Source organism: Chiayiivirga flava, assembly GCF_014202825.1.
GTDB classification, from domain to species: domain Bacteria; phylum Pseudomonadota; class Gammaproteobacteria; order Xanthomonadales; family Xanthomonadaceae; genus Chiayiivirga; species Chiayiivirga flava.
In genome coordinates this window covers 139205-159624 of record NZ_JACHHP010000004.1, presented here as the reverse complement: position 1 = coordinate 159624, position 20420 = coordinate 139205, and the positions used below count along the sequence as shown (strand labels likewise).

Below are 20420 nucleotides of genomic sequence, written 5' to 3'. Positions count from 1 at the left end.
CCCGGAAGGAACTCACCCCCGCGCGTTGCGCAGGTACTGGCTCGGATTGACCACCTTGCCGTTCAACCACACCTCGAAGTGCACGTGGTTGCCGGTGGCGCGGCCGGTGGAGCCCATCTTGGCGATCACGTCGCCGGCCTTCACACGCTCGCCTTCCTTCACCAGGTTCTGCTGGTTGTGCGCGTACAGCGTGCGGTAGCCGTTACCGTGGTCGATCTCGACGACATTGCCGTAGCCGGACCGCTTCCCGGCGAAATAGATCACGCCATCGGCGACGCTCAGCACGTCGGACCCGCGCGGGCCGTTGAAATCGACGCCACGGTGAAACGCGCTGTAGCCGCTGAACGGATCGGCGCGTGTGCCGTAGCCCGACGAGGCATAGCCGGACCGCACCGGCAGGCCGGTCGGCAGCAGGGCTGCATCGAGGTCGCGATCGGACAGGAGGCTTTCGAGCAGCAGCAGCTGTTCGGACTGCATCGACAGGCGCATGCCCAGCTCGTCGATGGAGGAGTGCAGCTCGGTTCCGGTCGGCACCGCGGCCAGAGCGTCGGTCTGCGGACCGCCGACGGCGGGGGTGTCGGCGAAATTGAATTCGCCATCGTCCAGACGTGCGATCTGGGTCAGGCGTTCGCCGAGGGCGTTGAGCCGGGTGGCCTGGGCCTGCAGTTCGGCGAGCTTGATCGCCATGGCGTTGAGTTCGCGCTGGGCATCGCCGCGGGCGGCGTCGAGTTCGTCGCGTTGCTGCTCGATCTCCTCGCGCAGGGTCTGTGCCTGGACACCGTTGTCGCCAGCGACGAGGCTGGCTGCGTAACCCACTCCCGCACCGAGCGAGAGGATTCCCAACAGTCCCGCCGCAAACAGCGCGATGGTGCGGGGCTGGTCGAAAGAAAACTTCTGCGGAGCCCGAAGGAACTTCGCTACGATGATGACGTTCATCGATACCACACTGATTCTGATCGTTCGCCCATGCAGCGCTTCAATCCATCCACCGCCGGTCCGTCCACCTTCCGTGCGGCCCTGACGGCCGCCACCTCCGGCGATACGGGCAGCGTGGTCGAGCGTGCCGCGCATCTGCGGACACTCGACAAGCAACTGCGCCAGTCCCTGCCCGAACCGCTCGCATCCCACGTCAGATTGGGAAACGTGCGCGACGGCAGGCTTGTCTTTCTGGTCGATTCGCCGGTGTGGAAAGCCAAGCTGCGTCTGTACGCCGACGTCATCCGAGACGCGGCATCGGCAGCTGGAATTTCCGCCAGCGCAATGACCGTGAAAGTGGCAACGATGCTGCCCGTCCCCCCGGACGCGGCATCGCCTTCACCCCTAACCCAGGCCGCGCGCGATGCATTGCGGGCGGCGGCGGCAACAGTGGAAGACCCGGAATTGAAGTCGCAGCTGTTGACCATGGCCTCCGTGGCCTGATTGTTCGTCCGTGCGGGCCGATGGCCCGTGCCCCCGAGCGGGGGGCGTGTCTTTATTTCACACTTTCGGGCGGTTTGCTAGTCGCCAATTCGCAACACTGTGCATTTCGCGACAACGCTTCGTCGCAAATGTGAGACGTGTCACAGGCAAACGGCGTACGTCGGACCGGAACCGGTCGCGTGCATTGCACGCTGCCCGGCCGGCATCCGGCGAGCGAAGTGGATCGACACGCAGTCGCCCGGCCCGGGCGCGCGCTCAGAGCGCGGCGTGGGCCGGATGCGCGTACGAGATCGGCGCGGCGTCGTTGTCCTCGTAGGTGACCTCTTCCCAGGCCGTCTGGTCCGCCAGCAGCGTGCGCAACAGGATGTTGTTGAGCTGGTGGCCGGACTTGTAGCCGTAGAAGGCACCCACGAGGCTGTGGCCGAGCAGGTAGAGGTCGCCGATGGCGTCGAGGATCTTGTGCTTGACGAATTCGTCCTCGTAACGCAGGCCGTCTTCGTTGAGCACGCGGTAGTCGTCGAGCACGATGGCGTTGTCCATCGAACCGCCCATCGCGAGGTTGCGCTCGCGCAGCATCTCGATGTCCTTCATGAAGCCGAAGGTGCGGGCGCGCGACACTTCCTTCACGAACGAGGTCGTGGAGAAGTCGATCTCGGCCTTCGAGAGGTTCTTGGAAAACACCGGGTGGTTGAAGTCGATCGAGAAGCCGACCTTGAAGCCGTCGAACGGCTCGAAGCGGGCCCACTTGTCGCCGTCTTTCACGGTGATCGTGCGCTTGATGCGGACAAAGCGCTTGGCTGACGCCTGTTCCACGATGCCGGCCGACTGCAGCAGGAAGACGAACGGGCCGGCGGAGCCGTCCATGATCGGCACTTCCGGCGCGGACAGATCCACGTAGGCATTGTCGATGCCCATGCCCGCGAGCGCGGACAGCAGGTGTTCGACCGTGGCCACGCGCGCACCGTTCTCCATCAGCGTGGTGGAGAGCATGGTGTCGCCGACGTTTTCCGCGGTGGCGCGGATATCGACGGGAACGGGAAGATCGGTGCGGCGGAAGACGATGCCGGTATCGACGGCGGCGGGGCGCAATGTCATGTAGACCTTGTCGCCCGAGTGCAATCCGACGCCGGTGGCGCGGATGGCGTTTTTCAGTGTTCTTTGTTTGATCATTACGGTGCTATCTCCGGGGCAGGAGCGCGGCAAAAAGCGTCCGGAGAATAGCATGGCGCCACTGGCCGACAAATGCTCCGCGCGGCGGAATCGCCACGCCATGTCGCTTTTCTGCAACATCCTGCCGTCATGCTGGCCACCCCGTTCCGCCTCTCGGCGCCGTCCGCGTGCTCCCGTCCGCACGTGAAAGCCGCGCCGGCGCTCGAATTCGCGCCGCGCCGGCCGCGTCCGCGGTCCGGTCCGGGCAGGCGTTTGCACGACTGAACCGGACCTGACGCGCGTTTTGCACGATCAGTCCGCCTGGCGCCGGAGGAAGGCCGGAATGTCCAGGTAATCGATCGCAACGTCGTTCGACGGCGCCTCGTGGCGGTTCCGGGACGGTGCCGTGGCCACGTGCGAGGTGGTTCCGGGCATCGGCTCGGCCATCGCGCCGTAGTCGATGGCGCCGGTGGTGGCATTTCGCACGAGTTTCACCTGCGGGCGCTGGTGCATCTCGCGCTCGCCCCGCTCCGGCGTCTTGACCGGCTGGCGCACGGCGACGCGGTTGAGGCCGGTCGCCACCACGGTGACGCGGACTTCGTCCTGCATCTCGTGGTCGAGCACGGTGCCGATGACCACCGTGGCGTCTTCGGACGCGAATTCGTCGATGGCGCGGCCGACTTCGTCGAATTCCCGCATCGTGAAGTCCGGGCCGGCGGTGATGTTGACGAGGATGCCGTTGGCGCCGGCCAGGTTCACATCGTCGAGCAGCGGGTTGCTGATCGCCTTCTCGGCCGCTTCCATCGCGCGTTCGTCGCCGCGCGCCGTGCCGCTGCCCATCATCGCCATGCCCATCTCGGACATCACGGTGCGCACGTCGGCGAAGTCGACGTTGATCAGGCCCGGTCGGACGATCAGGTCCGCGATGCCCTGCACCGCGCCCTGCAGCACGTCGTTGGCAGCGCGGAACGCCTGCACCATCGTTGCCTCGCGGCCGAGCACGGTGATGAGCTTCTCGTTCGGGATGGTGATCAGCGAGTCGCAGTGGTGGCTCAGTTCCTCGATGCCCTTGAGCGCCACCTGCATGCGGCGGCGGCCTTCGAACGGGAACGGCTTGGTGACCACGGCCACGGTGAGGATGCCCATTTCCTTCGCGAGCTGGGCCACGACCGGGGCCGCGCCCGTGCCGGTGCCGCCGCCCATGCCGGCGGTGATGAACACCATGTCGGCGCCTTCCAGCGCTTCGACGATGCGCTCGCGGTCTTCCAGCGCGGCCTGGCGACCGACTTCCGGATTCGCGCCGGCGCCCAGCCCCTTGGTGACGTTGCCACCGAGCTGGAGGATCTGTTTCGCGCCGACGTTGCGGATCGCCTGCGAATCGGTGTTGGCGCAGATGAACTCCACACCGTCGACATTGGAATTGACCATGTGCGCCACGGCGTTGCCGCCGCCGCCGCCCACACCGATCACCTTGATTACCGCGTTGGGTGCCACTCGATCGACCAATTCGAACATTGCCTGTTTCCTCCGTAAAACAACTAGCCCTGTGTTTGGATGCGATGCCGGTCAGTTCCAGGAACCACACGGGCGTCAGCCTCGTCGCTGCGCTCGTCTATTCCCTGTTGCTGCCGGCAGCGCGTGATGTTTGGTGCGCTTGCCGTGTTGCTGTGTGTTGCCGATGTCTGCCCTGCCCGCTTCCGTCTTCTGCTTCCGTCTTCTGCTTTCGTCTCGCGCTTTCGTCTCGCGCTTTCGCGACCAACTCGCCGCTTGCCTCTACCCCTCTTCCGTCATTCCCGCGAATGCGGGAATCCAGCGCCCCTTCTTGGTGTTGCTCTCCGCTGCGTCGCCAACCGATCAAGTCAAAGTCAGAACCGAGAAGGGGCACTGGATTTCCGCATTCGCGGGAATGACGGGTGGGTGGTGTCGCGAGAACCGCGTTCCTGCGTCACACACCCGCTCGTCACGCCGCACGTATCGCGCAGACCTGTCGCGCCACGTCGCTCGTCAGAACTCCCCCCGATACCAGTTCTTGACCTTCGACCAGAACGTCCCCGCCCTGCCCGGCGCACTTGCCGGACGGCGCGGGTTCTCGATCTGGCTGCCCCACAACAGCAGGCCCACGCCGGTGGCATGCACCGGATTGCCCACCACTTCGCCCAGGCCCGTCACGTACTGCGGAATGCCGATGCGCACGGGCATGTGCAGCATTTCCTCGGCAAGCTCGGTGACGCCTTCCATCTTCGCGGCGCCGCCCGTCAGCACGAGGCCGGCGCGCACCAATTCCTCGAAGCCGGAGCGGCGCAGCTCCGCCTGCACCATCTCGAAGATTTCCTCGTAACGGTTCTGCACCGCCTCCGCCAGCGCCTGCCGCGCGAGACGCCGCGGCGGGCGATCGCCCACGCTCGGCACCTGGATCGATTCTTCCGCGGTGGCGAGCTGCGCGAGCGCGCAGGCGTAGCGCACCTTGATTTCCTCGGCGTGCGGCGTCGGCGTGCGCAGCAGGTGCGCGATGTCGTTCGTCACCTGGTCGCCCGCGATCGGCAGGCTCGCGCTGTGCCGGATCGCGCCTTGCGCGAACACGGCGATGTCGGTGGTTCCGGCGCCGATGTCGACCAGCGCCACTCCGAGTTCCTTCTCGTCCGTGGTCAGCACGGCCTGGCTCGATGCGAGCGAGCCGAGGATCAAATCGTCGACCTGCAGCCCGCAACGGTTCACGCACTTGCCGATGTTCTGCGCCGCGCTCAGCGCGCCGACCACCAGATGGGCGCGCACTTCGAGCCGCACGCCCGACATCCCCACCGGATGACGGATGCCTTCCTGCGAGTTGTCGACGATGTACTCCTGCGGAATCGCATGCAGGATGCGCTGGTCGCTCGGAATCGCCACGGCCTTCGCCGCTTCCAGCACGCGATCCATGTCGGCGTAGGTGACCTCGCCGTCCTTGATCGGCACGATGCCCGGCGAGTTCTTGCACTGCGTGTGGCTGCCGGAGATCGACGCATACACGCTGCGGATCTCGCAGCCCGCCATGAGTTCGGCTTCCTCGATCGCGCGCTGGATCGAATTGACCGTCGATTCGATGTCCACCACCACGCCGCGCTTGAGCCCGTGCGAGGCGTGCGAGCCGATGCCGATCACCTCGATCGGATTGCCCGGCGAAAACTCGCCGACCAGCGCCACCACTTTCGAGGTGCCGATGTCGAGGCCGACGATCAGCGATTTGTCGCCCTTGCGGTTCATGCGTTAACGCCGGGAATGGGGAATCGGGAGTCGGGACGCGGGGTGGAGCCGGGAATCGGGAATCGGGACTCTGGAGTCGTCGGGATCAGGAACGGCGCATGTGCGGGTCCGCGAAGGGGCGGGGTAACGAAGGTCAGGTCGGGCGTTGCCACCCGCTCTTCATCGATTCCCGACTCTCCATTCCCGACTCCCGGCTCCGCCGCCCAATGCACCGCGAAGCCGTTGGTGTAGCGCAGATCGATGCGCTCGAACGGGCGGCGTTCGGTGAGCAGCTGCGGCAACACCCGCACCAGCCGCGCGAGCCGCTCCTGCGGCTGTGCGCTGCGGCCCACCATCACGCGTGCACCGTTGCCCAGCACCAGGCTCCAGCTGCCGCGCGCGGACAGACGCGCACCGCGCACCTGCAGGCCGGTCCCGGCGAGGATGCGCAGGGCGTTGGCGTGGAACGCCACCACCTCGGCGATGCGCTCGTCCGGTCCGAACAGCTCCGGCAGGCCTTGCAGATCGTCGCCACCGGGGGCGCGGAACAGCTGGCCGTGATCCGACAGCAGGCGATCGCCGTCCCAGCGCGCGAACGCGCGGTGTTCGGCGACCGTGATGTCGAGCACGTCGGGCCAGCGCTTGCGCACCTCCACGCGCTCCACCCACGGCAGCGACGCAACCGCGGAGCGGACTTCGGCGAGATCGACCGCGAAGAAACCCTTTCCCAGCTGCGCCGACGCCGCGGCGCGGATCTGCTCCGCACTCACGCGTTCGTACTGCGCGGTGACGCGCAGGGTCTGCAACGGCCAGTGGTCCGAGGCGATCCAGCCGTTGAGCACGGCGACCACCGGCAGCGTCACCAGCGAGAGCGCGATGACCCAGGCAAGCAGGCGGGCGAGGCCGTGCATCAGCGGCCCTCCGGGGCGGGACTGGTGATTGGTGATTGGTGATTCGTGGAAGAGCGGGCGACATGCTCTTTCGAATCTCGAATCGCGAATCCCGAATCCCGAGAAACGGCGGGCAGCGACGTTTCCAGCACGCGCCAGCACAGTTCCTCGAAATCGATGCCGACCGCGCGCGCGGCCTTTGGCACGAGCGAGTGGCTGGTCATGCCGGGCGCGGTGTTCACCTCGAGCAGGAAATCGCGACCTTCGCCGTCGCGCATCAGGTCGACGCGGCCCCAGCCGCTGCAGCCGACCGCATGAAAAGCCGCGAGGGCGAGCCTGCGCATCCGAGCTTCGGCTGCGCCCTCGAGGCCGGGGCAAACGTATTGCGTGTCGTCGGCAACGTACTTGGCGTGGTAGTCGTAGTATTCGGTGGCCGGCACGATGCGGATGCTCGGCAGCGCGACGCCATCGAGGATGCCTACGGTGTATTCGCCGGCGCCGTTGTCCGTGCCCTGCTCCACATCACCATGGATCAGTTGTTCCATCAGCAGTTCGCCGGGGTACTTCGCGGCGAGTTCGACGGCGGCATCGAGGTCCTTGTCGTCGAACACGCGGCTGACGCCGACGCTCGAGCCTTCGCACGCCGGCTTCACGATCACCGGCAGGCCGAGTTCGCGTGCGGCGACATGCACATCGTCGCCTTTCGACAGGCGCCTGTAGCGCGGCGTCGGAAGATCAAGCGCCAGCCACACCTGCTTGCTGCGGATCTTGTCCATCGCGAGCGCGGTGCCGAGCACGCCAGAGCCGGTGCACGGCACGCCGAACGCTTCGAGCAGGCCCTGCACCACGCCGTCTTCGCCGCCGCCCTTGTTGCCGTGCAGGATGTTGAAGACGCGGTCGACCAGCTGGTTGCGGAGGGCTTCGATCAGCGCCGGAATGCCGTCAACCGGAAAGGCATCGACACCGCGCGCGCGCAGCGCATCGACGACGTTGCCGCCGGAGTCCAGCGAGACCTCGCGTTCGGACGAGGTGCCGCCGAGCAGCACGGCGACGCGACCGAAGTCGGCGCTGTTGGCGATGCGCTGCGGCGGGATGGTGATGCTGTCGTTCATGCCTTGCCTCCATGCAGTCCGTGCGCGGCGAGTTCCTGCGCCGCGTGGCCGATGTCGCCGGCGCCGGCGAGGATCAGCAGATCGCCGTCCTGCAGCACGCCGGGCAGCACGTCGGCGAGTTCGCGCGGATGCGGCACGAGCACGGGATCGACCTTGCCGCGCGCGCGGATGGTGCGTGCCAGCGCCTTGCCGTCGGCGCCGGGAATCGGCGTTTCGCCGGCCGGATAGACCTCGGTCAGCACCAGCGCATCGACCTCCGCCAGCACGGCAGCGAAGTCGTCGAGCAGGTCGCGCGTGCGGCTGTAGCGGTGCGGCTGGAACGCGACCACCAGACGCTTGTCCGGCCAGCCGGCGCGGGCCGCGGCGAAGACGGCGGCCAGTTCGCGCGGATGGTGGCCGTAGTCGTCGACCAGCGTGGCGCTGCCGTGTTCCAGGCTCAGTTCGCCGAGCAGGTTGAAGCGCCGGCCGATGCCCTGGAAGTTCTCCAGCGCACGCGCGATGGCGCCGGCTTCGACACCGAGCTGCCAGCCGATCGCGGCCGCGGCGAGCGCGTTCTGCACGTTGTGGCGTCCGGGCAGGTTCAGCGTCACCGGCTGCGGCGCGGCGCCGGGCAGGCACAGCGTGAAGCGGCTGAAGTTGCCCTGCTGCGTGACGTTTTCCGCGCGCACTTCCGCATCCGGCGCGTGGCCGTAGGTGATGACGTGGCGCGGCATCTCGGCGGCGAGTGCGCGCACTTCGTCGTCGTCGATGCACAGGATGGCGAGGCCGTAGAACGGCAGGCGGTGCAGGAATTCGGAAAACGCGGCCCGCACGTTGGCGAAGTCGTTGTTGTAGTTTTCGAGGTGATCGGCATCGATGTTGGTGACGACGGCGATGAGCGGGGTGAGGCGCAGGAACGATCCGTCGCTCTCGTCGGCTTCCGCCACGAGCCATTCGCCGCCGCCCAGGCGCGCGTTGGCGCCTGCCGACAGCAGCTGGCCGCCGATCACGAAGGTCGGGTCCATGCCGCCTTCGCTCAGCACGCTGGCGACGAGGCTCGTCGTCGTTGTCTTGCCGTGCGTGCCGGCCACGGCGATGCCGCGGCGGAAGCGCATGAGTTCGGCCAGCATTTCCGCGCGCGGGACGATCGGAATGCGCTGCGCGCGCGCGGCCTTCAGCTCCGGGTTGTCGCGCCGGATCGCGCTGGAGACGACGACCACATCCACGCCCTCGACGTTGACCGCGTCGTGTCCGAGCGCCACCGTCGCTCCCATCGCCGCCAGCCGTCGCGTGGCCGCAGACTCGCCCTTGTCCGAGCCCGACACGCTGTAGCCGAGCGTGCACAGCACTTCCGCGATGCCGCTCATGCCGACGCCACCGATGCCGATGAAGTGCACGCGGCGGAAGGCGCTGGCGAAATCGCTGCCGGCACGGAGACGTTTCATGCACTGGCCTCGGCAAGGATTTCGTCGGCGACGCGTTCGGCCGCCTCGGGGCGGGCCAGCGCGCGCGATGCGTTGGCCCACTGCAGGCGCAGGGCGGGATCGGCGAGCGGCACGCGCAGGCTGTCGGCAAGACGCTCGGCGAACGCGTCGCTCTCGGGCACCAGCGCGGCCGCGGCGTGGGTCACGAGAAATTCGGCATTGCGCGTCTGGTGATCGTCGGCGGCATGCGGGAACGGCACCAGCACGCTGCCGACGCCGGTGGCGCACACTTCGGCAAGCGTCAGCGCGCCGGCGCGGCAGATCACGAGATCGGCCCAGGCATACGCGTGCGCCATGTCGGCGATGAAGGGCTCGATCGTCGCCGCGATTCCGGCCTGCGCATACGCCTGCGCGGTGCGCTCGGCGAACTGCTCCCCGCACTGATGCAGCACCTCCAGCCGCGCCTCGGCGCCAAGCATCGCGAGCGCCTGCGGCACGCCATCGTTCAGTGCGCGCGCGCCTTGGCTGCCGCCGAGCACGAGCACGCGGACCGGACCGCTGCGCCCGGCCAGGCGTTCGTCCGGCGACGGCAGCGCGGCGATCTCGCGGCGCACCGGATTGCCCACCGTCACGGGCTGCAGCACGGCGGCGAAGCTGCCGGGAAACCCCTGCAGCACGCGCCGCGCGAGCCGCGCGAGCACGCGGTTGGTGAGGCCGGGCACGCGGTTCTGCTCGTGCACCAGCAGCGGCAGGCCCGAAAGCCGCGCGGCAAGGCCGCCGGGGCCTGCGGCAAACCCGCCGAAACTGATCACCGCGCGTGGACGATGCCGGCGCAGCACCGAGCGCGCCTGCCACACCGCGCGCAGCACGCGCAGCGGCGCGGTGAGCGTGGACAGCGACCCTTGTCCGCGCAGTGCGGAGATCTCGATGGTTTCCAGTGCGAAACCCTGCGCCGGCACCAGCCGCGTTTCCATGCGGCCGCGCGCACCGAGCCAGATCACCGGCACGCCGCGATCGCGCAGCGTCCGCGCCACGGCCAGGCCCGGAAAGATGTGTCCGCCGGTGCCGCCGGCGAGGATGGCCACGGGCGCGGCGCTCATCGCATCGCTCCCAACGTGGGTTCGACGCGGCCGCGCACCGGACCCATCACCGGCGTCGGCATGCCGGCGAAATTCGGCACGGGCGGTGCCGGATCGAGTTCGTCGGCGTCGAGCGTGGCCGCGTTCACGCCGTGGCGCAGGCGTGCCACCTGGCGCTCGGTGCGATCGATCTCGAAACTCACGCGCAGCAGCAGCCCGATGGCCGCGCACGTCATCAGCACACTCGATCCGCCGGACGAGATCAGCGGCAGGGTCAGGCCCTTGGTCGGCAGCACGCCGAGGTTCACGCCGATCGAGACCAGCGCCTGCAGCCCGATCCACAGCGCCACCCCGAAGGCACAGTAGCCCGCGAAATGGCGGCCCAGCTCGACCGCGCGCAAGCCCAGCCAGCAGGCGCGCCCCACGAGCAGCGCGAACAGTCCGATCACCAGCAGGATGCCGGCGAAGCCCAGCTCCTCGGCGATCACCGCGAAGATGAAATCGGTGTGCGCCTCGGGCAGGTAGAACAGTTTCTGCACGCTGCCGCCGAGGCCGACGCCGAGCCACTCGCCGCGGCCGATCGCGATCAGTGCCTGAGTGAGCTGGAAGCCGTCGTTGAACGGATCGGCCCACGGGTCGAGGAACGAGGTCAGCCGCTTGACGCGGTACGACTCCGACATCGCCGCCACCGCCATCATCGGTGCGGCCACCAGCATCGGTGCCACGAGGTTGCGCACGCGCACGCCGCCGAGCCAGATCATGCCGCCGGTGATCGCGCAGATCAGCAGCGCGGAACCGAAATCCGGCTGTGCAAGCAGCAGCACCACGAGCCCGCCTGCGATGCCGAGCGGCTTGATGATGCCCCACCAGCGCGTCTGCACCTGCTCGCGGTAACGCACGAGGTAACTCGCGAGCCACACGATCAGCAGCAGCTTCACCACCTCGACCGTCTGGAAATTCGACACGCCGAGGTTGATCCAGCGGCGCGCGCCGTTCACCGTCACGCCGAGCACCGGAACGAACACCGCCACCAGCAGCAGGAAGCACAGCAACAGCAGCAGCTGGCTGCTGCGCTCCACGTGCTTGAGCTCCAGCCGCGCGATCGCGAATGCGATGGCCACGCCGCCGCACAGGAACACCACGTGACGCAGCAGGAAATAGAACGGACCGACCTCCAGGCCCTCGGCGATCGCGATCGAACTGGACGCGACCATGATCAGCCCGAGGCTTGCGAGCGCCACCGCCGTGCCGAACAGCACGCGGTCGTAGCGGCCCTCGATTTCGCCGAGCCGGAACGCCTGGCGCACGCGCTCGGCGTTGAACAGGCCGTTGAACACCGGAGCGTCCATCACCGCACCTTCAGGGTCGCAAGACCCACGAGCACGAGCACCACGGTGATGATCCAGAAGCGCACGATCACGCGCGGTTCCGGCCAGCCCTTGAGCTCGAAGTGATGGTGGATCGGTGCCATGCGGAAAATGCGTTTGCCGGTGAGCTTGAAGCTCGCGACCTGCGCGATGACCGAGAACATCTCGATCACGAACACGCCGCCCATCAGCGCCAGCAACACTTCCTGCCGCACGATCAGCGCAATGGTGCCGAGCGCGGCACCGAGCGCGAGCGCGCCGATGTCGCCCATGAACACCATCGCAGGATAGGTGTTGAACCACAGGAAGCCGAGCCCGGCGCCGGCGATGGCGGCACAGATGATCGTCAGCTCGCCCGCGCCCGGCACCTGCGGCATCTGCAGGTAGCTGGCGAAGACCGCATTGCCCGCGACGTAGGCGAACACGCCCAGCGCGCACGCCACGAGCGCCGCCGGCATGATCGCGAGTCCGTCGAGGCCGTCGGTGAGATTGACCGCGTTGGAGAATCCGACGATGCCCAGGTAGGCCACGGCAACGAACCCGATCCCGAGCGGCAGCGCGAAATCCTTCAGCAGCGGCAGGTAGAACGTGGTGTTGGACGGCGCATCGGCCGTGTAGTACAGCACCAGCGCCGCGGCGAGCCCGAAGATCGACTGCAGCAGATACTTCCAGCGCGACTTCAGGCCGTTCGGATCGCGCCGCACGATCTTGATCCAGTCGTCGAGCCAGCCGATGGCACCGAACGCGACGGTGACCGCAAGCACGATCCAGATGTAGCGGTTTGCCAGATTGGCCCACAGCAGCGTTGCGATCAGCACCGCGAACAGGATCAGCGCGCCGCCCATCGTCGGCGTGCCTGCCTTGGAGAAATGCGACTGCGGGCCGTCGGTGCGGATCGGCTGGCCGCCGTGCTTGACACTCGCGAGTTTGCGGATCGCGTACGGTCCGAACAGCAGCGACACCGCCAGCGCGGTCAGCGCAGCCAGAATCGAACGCAGCGTGATGTAGTTGAACACGGCGAACACGCCGGCGAACTGTTCGAGCCAGCGTGCGAGTTCAAGCAGCATGATGCACCCCGCTGCTCTCCGCGCCCAGCAACATGGCGACGATGCGATCCATGCGGCTGCCGCGCGAGCCCTTCACCAGGCAGATCACGTTGCCGTGCAGCGCGTCGCGCAAGGCGTCGGCGAGACCGGCCTGATCGTCAAAATGCCGCGCGCCGGGACCGAAGGCCCGGGTTGCCGCGGCGCTGAGTTCGCCGACGGTGAACAGGCGGCGGATGCCCGCATCGCGCGCCGCGTCGCCGACCTCCGCATGCAGGTGCCGCGCGCCTTCGCCGAGCTCGCGCATGTCGCCGAGCACGAGCCAGGCTTCGGCGCCGGATTCGCGCCGTGCTGCGGCCGCAAGGCTCGCGATGGCCGCGGCCACGGAGCCGGGGTTGGCGTTGTAGCTGTCGTCGAGCAGCAGCGCGCCGCTCTCGAGCCGGTGCGGCTGCTGGCGTCCGGGCACGCGCGGCGCGGCGGCGAGCCCGGCCGCGATGGCCTGCAGCGGCGCGTCGGCCGCAAGCGCGATCGACGCCGCGGCGAGCGCGTTCATCAGCTGGTGACGCCCACCCAGCGGCAGCGCGACGGCAATCTCGCCGATCGGCGTGTGCAGCGTGAACCGCGTGCCCTCGTCCGAGGCTTCGATGGCGGTGGCGAACACCTCGGCGGTGGCGTCGATGCCGAAGCGCACTACCCGGCGCGGCGCGGCGCGCTGCGCGAAATACGGGCCGAAGGCGTCGTCGGCATTGATCACCGCCACGCCGTCCGGCGGCAGGGCGTCGTAGATCGCTCCCTTTGTCTGCGCCACGCCCAGCAGCGAACCCATGCGCTCCAGATGCGCCGCGGCGACGTTGTTGACCAGCGCGATGCGCGGCCGCGCGATGGCGGCAAGATAGGCGATGTCGCCGGGCTGGCCCGCGCCCATCTCGCAGATGCCGAAGCGCGCGTCTTCGGGCTGGTCGATCAGCGCCAGCGGCAGGCCCAGCTCGTTGTTGAAGTTGCCGGGATTGGCGTAGGTGCTGCCGACCTGCGACAGGATCGCGTGCGTGAGCGTCTTCGTCGACGTCTTGCCGTTGCTGCCGGTGATGCCGATGACGGTGGTGCTGCGCGTTTCGGCAAGCGCGGCGGCGATGTCGCCGAGCGCGGTCTGCGTGTCGCCGCAGACGATCTGCGGCAGATCCGCGTCCACCGGCCGCGCGACCAGCGCCCCCGCCGCACCGCGTTCGGCGGCCGCGGCGACGAATGCATGGCCGTCGACCTGCTCGCCGCGCAGCGCGACGAAAAGCCCGCCGGCCTCGACCGTGCGCGAGTCGATCCCGACGCCGCCCACCGTGGCGTCGGCGCCGAGCAGGCGGCCTTCGCACCAGCCGGCGGCATCCGATAGCAGGAACGGCCTCATGCGCGCGTCTCCAGCGCGGCGCGGGCGTGCGCGAGGTCGTCGAAGGGATGCTTGATGCCGTCGACTTCCTGGCAGGGCTCGTGGCCTTTGCCGGCGATCAGCACCGTGTCGCCGGGCAATGCGGCGGCGATGGCGGCGATGATGGCCTTGGCGCGGTCGCGCTGGATGAAGATCCGAGCAAGAGCCCCCCCTTCAGCCTGCCGGCAGCTTCCCCCGCGTTGCGGGAGAAGCGTTCCTTCGATGCGTGCCGCCGAAGGGTTCGAGGTGTTGGCGTCGAGGGGGACTGCTGCCGTGGCGAAGCCCGCGACGATCTCGGCGACGATCGCGTCGCCCGGTTCGCGTCGCGGATTGTCGTCGGTGACGATGACGACATCGGCGGCGGCGTCTGCGATGCGCGCCATCTGCGGACGCTTGCCGCGATCGCGTTCGCCGCCGCAGCCGAACACGCAGAACAGCCGGCCGGCGGTGTGCGAGCGCAGCGTCGCGAGCGCCTGTTCGAGTGCGTCGGGGGTGTGGGCGTAGTCGATCACCACCAGCGGTGTCGCGGCGTCGCCGCCGAGTCGGCTCATGCGGCCGGGCACGGGTTCGAGCGCGGCGAGTGCGTCGACGATGTCCGCGAACGCCCAGTCGAGCGCGAGCAGCGTGCCGGCGACCGCCAGCAGGTTGTCGACGTTGAAGCGGCCGAGCAGGCGGCTGCGCACCGGCAGGCTGCGACCCTCGTGGATCAGGTCGAAGTGCAGGCCGGCCGCATTCGGCACGATGGCGTCGGCACGCAGCGTCGCCTGCGCACCACGCGAGCTCAGCGTGATCTGCCGCGGCGCGGCGCCGCGGCGCGTGGCGAGTGTCGGGCCGAAGGCATCGTCGATGTTGATCACTGCCGCGTCGAGCGTGGGCCAGTCGAACAGCAGCGCCTTGGCCGCGCCGTAGGCCGCCATCGTGCCGTGGTAGTCGAGGTGGTCGCGCGTGAGGTTGGTGAACACGGCCACGTCGAACGCCACCGCGTCGACACGGCCCTGGTCCAGCGCATGCGACGAGACTTCCATCGCCACATGGCTGGCCCGCGCGTCGCGCATGCGTGCGAGCAGGCCGTGCACGCCGATCACGTCCGGCGTGGTGCGCTCGCCCGCGGCGATGGCACCGTGCAGGCCGGCGCCGAGCGTGCCGATGCTGCCGGCGACGGCGCCCGCATTGCTGAACGCCTGCGCCAGCAACTGCACGGTGGACGTCTTGCCGTTGGTGCCGGTGACGCCGATGACGGTCAGCGCGTGCGACGGTGCCCCGAAGAATCGATCGGCCATCGCGCCGAGTGTGGCGCGCAGGCCGGGCACGGGAATGGCGGCATCGGGCAGCACGATGTCGTCCGGAGCCGGCGGCTCGAACAGCACGCACGCGGCGCCGGCGGCCAGCGCCTGCGGTGCGTGGCGCAGGCCGTGCGTGCTGCCGCCGCCGAGCGCGACGAACGCGGCACCCGGCGTCACCGCGCGGCTGTCGAGCGTGAGCGCGTCGATCTCGATCGGCGGTGCGTGGCTGTCGCCGAGCAGCATGTCCAGGCGCATCACGGCGTCGCTCCGGGTGCCGAGGCGGCGGCAGTGGGCACGCCGATCGCCTCGGGCATGGGGTCCGAATCGGGCACCTGTTCGGCGGTTGGATCGGTTGGCGCCGGCGCCGCCGCATACCACTGCTGCACGTTGTCCGGCTGCACGTCCATGAGCCGCAGCGCGCCGTCCATCACGCGATGGAACACGGGCGCGGCCACCGCGCCGCCGCCGTACACCAGGGCGCCGGCGGCGTCGAACGAATTCGGTTCGTGGATCACCACCGCGGTGACGAACTTCGGTTGCGAGGCCGGCACCAGCCCCACGAACACGGCGGTGTATTTCTTGTCGGCATAGCCGCCGCCGGCGGCCTTGCGCGAGGTGCCGGTCTTGCCGCCCACGCGGTAACCGAGCACGTTGGCGCGCGTGGCGGTGCCGCCCGGCGCGGTCACGCCTTCGAGCATGGTCAGCATCTGCTGCGCGAGTTCCGGATCGATGATCTGCTCGGACGGATTGTTGGCGTCCTTCACGAAGGTCGGCTCGATCAGGCGCCCGCCGTTGCCGATCGCCGCGTACGCGCGCGCCAGCTGCAGCAGCGTGGTGTTGAGGCCATAACCGTATGAGATCGTCGCCTTCTCGGTCGGGCCCCAGGTGTTCGGGCCGGGCAACACGCCGGCCGATTCGCCGGGAAAGCCGCTGCCGCTCGCCTGGCCCAGGCCGAAGCGGCGGTACATGTCGTACTGGTGCTCGTTGCTCAGGGTCGACGCGATCTTCGTGGCGCCGACGTTGGAGCTCTTGGACAGCACGCCGGACACGGTGAGCGTGCCGTAATTCTTGAAGTCGCGGATCGGATAGCCGGCGATGGAGATGTAGCCGGGTGCGGTCGGCACCGGTGTGTCCGGCGTGAACTTGCCGGCCTCGATCGCGGCGGCGATGGTGAACGATTTCATCACCGAGCCGGGCTCGAACACGTCGGTGAGCGCGCGGTTGCGGTGGCTGCCGGCGTCGCCGGGTTCGCGCAGGTTGGGGTTGTACGAGGGCTGGTTGACCATCGCGAGGATTTCGCCGTTGGACACGTCCAGCACCACGATCGAACCGCTCGCCGCCTGGTTTTCGGTCAGCGCGGTCTTGAGCTCGCGGTAGGCCAGGTACTGGATGCGGCGATCGATGCTCAGCGCGAGCGCCTGCCCCGGTTCCGGCGCGCGGATCAGGTCGACGTTCTCGACGATGCGCCCGCGCCGGTCGCGGATCACGCGCTTGGCGCCGGGCGTGCCCGACAGCCAGTCCTCGAACGCGAGCTCGAGACCTTCCTGGCCGTGGTCGTCGATGTTGGTCTTGCCGAGCACATGCGCCACCACCTCGCCCAGCGGGTAGTAGCGGCGGAACTCGCGCTGCGAAAACACGCCCGGAATGCCGAGTTCGAGGATCGCGTCGGCGTCGTCCGGATTCATGTGCCGGCGCAGGAACATGAATTCCTTGTCGGCGCGCTCGGACAGGCGCTGGGTCAGCGTGTCGAGGTCGATGTCCACCGCCTCCGCCAGCTGCGGCAGGCGGTCGGTGTGCTGCAGCAGCTCCAGCGGGCTGCACCAGATCGACTCCACCGGCGTGGACACCGCCAGCGGCTCGCCGTTGCGGTCGGTGATCATGCCGCGCGAGGTCGGGATCTCGATCTCGCGCAGGAAGCGCGCGTCGCCCTGCTGCTGGTAGAAGTCGTCGTTGAGCAGCTGCATGTCGACCGCGCGCGCGATCAGCACCGTGGCGCCGAGCCCGAGCACGGCCACCACGGCCAGCAGCCTGGCCCGCGTGTTGACGCCGCGTGTCCGCCTCATGGCTTGATCACCACGATGTCGGCGCTGTCGGGAAACTTCATGCCCAGCTGCTGCGCGGCCACCTGCTCGATGCGGCTGGTCTCGGCCCACGTGGCCTGTTCCAGCTGCAGCCGGCCGAACTCGATGTCGAGCTCGTCGCGCTCGCGCTCCAGACGGCTGGACTGGATGAAGAACTGGCGGTGCTCGTGGCGCGTGTAGACCACGCCGATCGCACTGCCGATGGTGGCGAGGATCAGCACCGAGAACACGACGAGGCGCACGCTCACTGCAGCTTCTCCGCCACGCGCAGGACCGCGCTGCGGGCGCGCGGGTTGTGCGCCAGCTCGTCGGCGTCGGCGGTGATCGCGTCGCCGACAGCGCGCAGCGTCGGCACGAACGCCGTGGGTTCGGGCAGGCGGCGGTTGCCCGGCGGCGCCTTGGCGAGCTCGGCGATGAAACGCTTCACCGCCCGATCCTCGAGCGAATGGAAACTGATGACCGCGAGTCTCCCGCCGATGTGCAGGCGGGAGACCGCGGCGACCAGGCCTGTGTTCAAGTCGTCCAGTTCGCGGTTGATGAAGATCCGCAGCGCCTGGAACGTGCGCGTGGCCGGATGCTTGTGCGGATCGCGTCGGCCGATGGTGGCGGCGACGAGATCGGCGAGCTCGGCGGTGGTGGCAAGCGGCGACGGCGACGCGGCGCGCGCCACGATGGCGCGGGCAATCCTGCGGCTCTGCTTTTCCTCGCCGTACGCCCACAACACGTCCGCGATCTCCCGCTCGTCCGCCTGCGCCAGCCACTGCGCAACAGGCATCCCCGTCGCCGGGTCCATCCGCATGTCCAACGGACCGTCCTGCATGAAGCTGAAACCACGCTGCGGCTGGTCGATCTGCGGCGAGGACACGCCCAGGTCGAACAGCACGCCGTCCAGCCCGGCGTCCGTCTCGCTCCAATCCGCCAGCCCGGCAAAACTGCCCTGCCGCACCGCCACGCGCGCATCGCCGGCAAACTCGCGCTGCGCCACCGCAATCGCCTCGGGATCCTTGTCCATCAGCAGCAGCCGTCCCGCCGGCCCCAACCGTTCCAGCACGCCGCGCGCATGCCCGCCGCGACCGAACGTGCCGTCCAGATAGCGCCCGTCCCCGCGTACGTTCAGCCCCGCGAGGGTCTGGGCGTACAGCACCGGGACATGAGCGCGGGGGAGGTCGCCACCGGCGCTCATCCGGACTACAGCGTCAATCCGAGCATCGCCTCGCTGATCTCGTCTTCCCCGATGGTCTGACGGATCTGCGCGAGGTGCGCCTGCTCGCTCCACAATTCGAACTTGCTGCCCATCCCGAGCAGCACCGCTTTCTTCTCGATGCCGGTGGCGTTGCGGTGGCTGCCGGGCAGCAACAGGCGACCGCTGCCGTCCACGTCGACGAAGGTGGCCGCGCCGACCAGTTTCAACTGGAGGTTGCGATGCACCTTGATGGCCTTCGGCAGCTTGTTCACCTCGTCGCGCACCGTTTCCCACTCCGCCGGCGGATAGAGCCAGAGGCATCCGAGTTCGTAGGGGTTGTAGGTGACGACCAGGCGGTTGGCGCCCACGCGCGCGACGAGATCGCGATAGGCCGTCGGAATGGCCAGTCGCCCCTTGTCGTCGATGGTGATTGCTGTTTCGCCCTGGAACATACGCCACGAAAACCCACTTCTTCCCCGGATTTCACACGAGGCGCCACCTTAGCACTCGCAAAGGGGCTGTCAATCGAAATTTCGACGTGAATCACGTCACGCAACTGATTGGCGTGATTGGGGTTTTTCGACTCGTCGCAGGATCTGCGACAAAGCTGTTGCAGGACAGGGATTTAGCGGCTGTTTATGAGAAAAAGGGCGAGATTTTGCTGAACGGGATGGCAGGAGGCGCGACGCGCGGCGTGACGCGGCGTAGTGGTGGAAATGCGCGAGGTACGCGTGCGGCAACCCTCCTCTCCGCCATCCCGGCGAAGGCCCACTGCTGTCCGACAAGAACGTCTTGTTGCGTCGCGGACACCCCTCATGCCGCTGTTCCGGGCCAAGCGACGCTCGACCGACTCGATCGCAGAACCTCCCCACCGTCGTCCCGGCGAACGCCGGGACCCAGTGACGTTTCTTTGGCTTCAACCCGAAAGAGAGCAGTACCGAGCAACGCCGCTGGGTCCCGGCGTTCGCCGGGACGACGGTGGGGAGGAAATGCGAGATTCGAGTCTCACTCGGCGTTGCTGTGGTGAAGCGCGCGCCGCGCTGCGCTGCGTTGGCACGACGTTTCAACCAGACAGCAGTGGGCGAAGGCCGGCGTGCAGCACGCGCTGACGTTCCGCGCGCGCGGAACGTCAGCGCCCGGCAGGCCTTGCAGTGTCGAGCTGAGCGAGCGCCTGCTTCAGATCACGCACCGCACATTCGTCGACCACCGACGACGTGCCGCCGCGCGAGGCGCCGAACCACATCGCCGTGAAACCCGGCTGGGCGGCGGGGTTATCGATACCGGGCTTGAACCGGTACTGGCGCGCATTGGCAATCGCCCATTCCTCGACCAACGCGACCAGTTCGGCGTCGTTCGCACGCGCCTGCGGGCGCACGCGCACGTCGAGGATGCGATGGCCGGAGGTGGTGCCGTCGGCCTCGATGATCATGCCGACGGCCGCGCAACTCTCGACGCGCCGATGCAACAGCTTGTCCGAATACCGCGGCGGCTTGCCGCCGACGCGTTCCGCGACCCACAGATTGTCGCTGCCATGCTCGACCAGCAGCAGGCTTTCGTCGCTCGCGGCAACGCCCGACGGTTCGGACACCTGCTCCGCCAGCGCCGGCCCCGCAAGCAAACATGCCGACAACACGCATGCCGACAGCCCTCCCGCGATCTTCACAATCTTCATGTCCTGCTCCCGTTGCATGTGGTGTGCAAAACGATCGCTGCAGCGTAGCCGAAGTTCCGTCGCCGGAATGCCGGACGCGTCACGCTCCGGCGTCACGCTCCGG

Annotated in this window: 16 protein-coding genes and 2 pseudogenes; 1 reads left to right on the top strand and 17 read right to left on the bottom strand. The window is 68.3% G+C overall.

The window, feature by feature from the left end; translation table 11 throughout:
- Positions 1-12: 12 nt before the first annotated feature.
- Positions 13-936: a M23 family metallopeptidase gene (locus HNQ52_RS11645; RefSeq protein ID WP_183961343.1), complete on the bottom strand. Its 924-nt coding sequence runs from the start codon at positions 934-936 to the stop codon at positions 13-15.
- 30 nt (positions 937-966) lie between these two features.
- On the opposite strand from HNQ52_RS11645, the gene HNQ52_RS11640 reads away from it, so the two are divergent.
- Positions 967-1419: a DciA family protein gene (locus tag HNQ52_RS11640; protein WP_183961342.1), complete on the top strand. Its 453-nt coding sequence runs from the start codon at positions 967-969 to the stop codon at positions 1417-1419.
- Positions 1420-1674: 255 nt separating this feature from the next.
- Here HNQ52_RS11640 and lpxC read toward each other — a convergent pair whose 3' ends face one another.
- The 16 genes and pseudogenes from lpxC to HNQ52_RS11560 all read right to left on the bottom strand — a co-directional run bounded on the left by lpxC (position 1675) and on the right by HNQ52_RS11560 (position 20413).
- Entirely contained in the window at positions 1675-2589 is a 915-nt protein-coding gene (gene lpxC / locus HNQ52_RS11635; protein WP_183961341.1) for a UDP-3-O-acyl-N-acetylglucosamine deacetylase, read from the bottom strand.
- 437 nt (positions 2590-3026) lie between these two features.
- Positions 3027-4083: pseudogene (gene ftsZ / locus HNQ52_RS11630) on the bottom strand (cell division protein FtsZ); the annotation flags it as partial.
- A gap of 489 nt (positions 4084-4572) precedes the next feature.
- Positions 4573-5808, bottom strand: a complete 1236-nt coding sequence (ftsA, locus tag HNQ52_RS11625; RefSeq protein ID WP_183961339.1) for a cell division protein FtsA — start codon at positions 5806-5808, stop codon at positions 4573-4575.
- Positions 5805-6698, bottom strand: coding sequence for a cell division protein FtsQ/DivIB (locus HNQ52_RS11620; RefSeq protein WP_183961338.1), 894 nt, complete (start codon positions 6696-6698; stop codon positions 5805-5807). The genes ftsA and HNQ52_RS11620 overlap by 4 nt, the downstream gene beginning before the upstream one ends.
- Entirely contained in the window at positions 6698-7789 is a 1092-nt protein-coding gene (locus HNQ52_RS11615) for a D-alanine--D-alanine ligase (protein WP_183961337.1), read from the bottom strand. The genes HNQ52_RS11620 and HNQ52_RS11615 overlap by 1 nt, the downstream gene beginning before the upstream one ends.
- Complete coding sequence (gene murC / locus HNQ52_RS11610; protein ID WP_183961336.1) at positions 7786-9213, bottom strand: UDP-N-acetylmuramate--L-alanine ligase; 1428 nt, start codon at positions 9211-9213, stop codon at positions 7786-7788. The genes HNQ52_RS11615 and murC overlap by 4 nt, the downstream gene beginning before the upstream one ends.
- Positions 9213-10292 (bottom strand): annotated as a pseudogene (murG, locus tag HNQ52_RS11605) (undecaprenyldiphospho-muramoylpentapeptide beta-N-acetylglucosaminyltransferase); the annotation flags it as partial. The gene murC and the pseudogene murG, both read right to left, overlap by 1 nt.
- A complete protein-coding gene (gene ftsW / locus HNQ52_RS11600) occupies positions 10289-11620 on the bottom strand; it encodes a putative lipid II flippase FtsW (protein ID WP_183961334.1) in 1332 nt (443 codons plus the stop codon). The gene ftsW and the pseudogene murG, both read right to left, overlap by 4 nt.
- Positions 11620-12705, bottom strand: a complete 1086-nt coding sequence (mraY, locus tag HNQ52_RS11595) for a phospho-N-acetylmuramoyl-pentapeptide-transferase (RefSeq protein ID WP_183961333.1) — start codon at positions 12703-12705, stop codon at positions 11620-11622. The genes ftsW and mraY overlap by 1 nt, the downstream gene beginning before the upstream one ends.
- Positions 12695-14080, bottom strand: coding sequence for a UDP-N-acetylmuramoyl-tripeptide--D-alanyl-D-alanine ligase (locus HNQ52_RS11590; protein WP_183961332.1), 1386 nt, complete (start codon positions 14078-14080; stop codon positions 12695-12697). The genes mraY and HNQ52_RS11590 overlap by 11 nt, the downstream gene beginning before the upstream one ends.
- Positions 14077-15636: a UDP-N-acetylmuramoyl-L-alanyl-D-glutamate--2,6-diaminopimelate ligase gene (locus HNQ52_RS11585; RefSeq protein WP_183961622.1), complete on the bottom strand. Its 1560-nt coding sequence runs from the start codon at positions 15634-15636 to the stop codon at positions 14077-14079. Before HNQ52_RS11585 ends, HNQ52_RS11590 begins: the two co-directional genes overlap by 4 nt.
- Positions 15636-17444 carry a peptidoglycan D,D-transpeptidase FtsI family protein gene (locus HNQ52_RS11580; protein WP_183961331.1) on the bottom strand — a complete coding sequence of 603 codons (1809 nt, stop codon included), beginning with the start codon at positions 17442-17444 and terminating at the stop codon, positions 15636-15638. Before HNQ52_RS11580 ends, HNQ52_RS11585 begins: the two co-directional genes overlap by 1 nt.
- Positions 17441-17704, bottom strand: coding sequence for a cell division protein FtsL (ftsL, locus tag HNQ52_RS11575; protein ID WP_183961621.1), 264 nt, complete (start codon positions 17702-17704; stop codon positions 17441-17443). Before ftsL ends, HNQ52_RS11580 begins: the two co-directional genes overlap by 4 nt.
- Before the next feature lie 2 nt (positions 17705-17706).
- Positions 17707-18645, bottom strand: coding sequence for a 16S rRNA (cytosine(1402)-N(4))-methyltransferase RsmH (gene rsmH, locus HNQ52_RS11570; protein ID WP_183961620.1), 939 nt, complete (start codon positions 18643-18645; stop codon positions 17707-17709).
- A gap of 5 nt (positions 18646-18650) precedes the next feature.
- Complete coding sequence (mraZ, locus tag HNQ52_RS11565) at positions 18651-19097, bottom strand: division/cell wall cluster transcriptional repressor MraZ (protein WP_183961330.1); 447 nt, start codon at positions 19095-19097, stop codon at positions 18651-18653.
- 677 nt (positions 19098-19774) lie between these two features.
- Positions 19775-20413: a hypothetical protein gene (locus HNQ52_RS11560; RefSeq protein ID WP_183961329.1), complete on the bottom strand. Its 639-nt coding sequence runs from the start codon at positions 20411-20413 to the stop codon at positions 19775-19777.
- Positions 20414-20420: the final 7 nt, after the last annotated feature.

Excerpts from the sequence above, each read along its gene's own strand:
- HNQ52_RS11645 (WP_183961343.1), bottom strand. The coding sequence starts at position 936 with ATGAACGTCATCATCGTAGCGAAGTTCCTTCGGGCTCCGCAGAAGTTT.
- HNQ52_RS11640 (WP_183961342.1), top strand. The coding sequence starts at position 967 with ATGCAGCGCTTCAATCCATCCACCGCCGGTCCGTCCACCTTCCGTGCG.
- lpxC (WP_183961341.1), bottom strand. The coding sequence starts at position 2,589 with ATGATCAAACAAAGAACACTGAAAAACGCCATCCGCGCCACCGGCGTC.
- ftsA (WP_183961339.1), bottom strand. The coding sequence starts at position 5,808 with ATGAACCGCAAGGGCGACAAATCGCTGATCGTCGGCCTCGACATCGGC.
- HNQ52_RS11620 (WP_183961338.1), bottom strand. The coding sequence starts at position 6,698 with ATGCACGGCCTCGCCCGCCTGCTTGCCTGGGTCATCGCGCTCTCGCTG.
- HNQ52_RS11615 (WP_183961337.1), bottom strand. The coding sequence starts at position 7,789 with ATGAACGACAGCATCACCATCCCGCCGCAGCGCATCGCCAACAGCGCC.
- murC (WP_183961336.1), bottom strand. The coding sequence starts at position 9,213 with ATGAAACGTCTCCGTGCCGGCAGCGATTTCGCCAGCGCCTTCCGCCGC.
- ftsW (WP_183961334.1), bottom strand. The coding sequence starts at position 11,620 with ATGGACGCTCCGGTGTTCAACGGCCTGTTCAACGCCGAGCGCGTGCGC.
- mraY (WP_183961333.1), bottom strand. The coding sequence starts at position 12,705 with ATGCTGCTTGAACTCGCACGCTGGCTCGAACAGTTCGCCGGCGTGTTC.
- HNQ52_RS11590 (WP_183961332.1), bottom strand. The coding sequence starts at position 14,080 with ATGAGGCCGTTCCTGCTATCGGATGCCGCCGGCTGGTGCGAAGGCCGC.
- HNQ52_RS11585 (WP_183961622.1), bottom strand. The coding sequence starts at position 15,636 with ATGCGCCTGGACATGCTGCTCGGCGACAGCCACGCACCGCCGATCGAG.
- HNQ52_RS11580 (WP_183961331.1), bottom strand. The coding sequence starts at position 17,444 with ATGAGGCGGACACGCGGCGTCAACACGCGGGCCAGGCTGCTGGCCGTG.
- rsmH (WP_183961620.1), bottom strand. The coding sequence starts at position 18,645 with ATGAGCGCCGGTGGCGACCTCCCCCGCGCTCATGTCCCGGTGCTGTAC.
- mraZ (WP_183961330.1), bottom strand. The coding sequence starts at position 19,097 with ATGTTCCAGGGCGAAACAGCAATCACCATCGACGACAAGGGGCGACTG.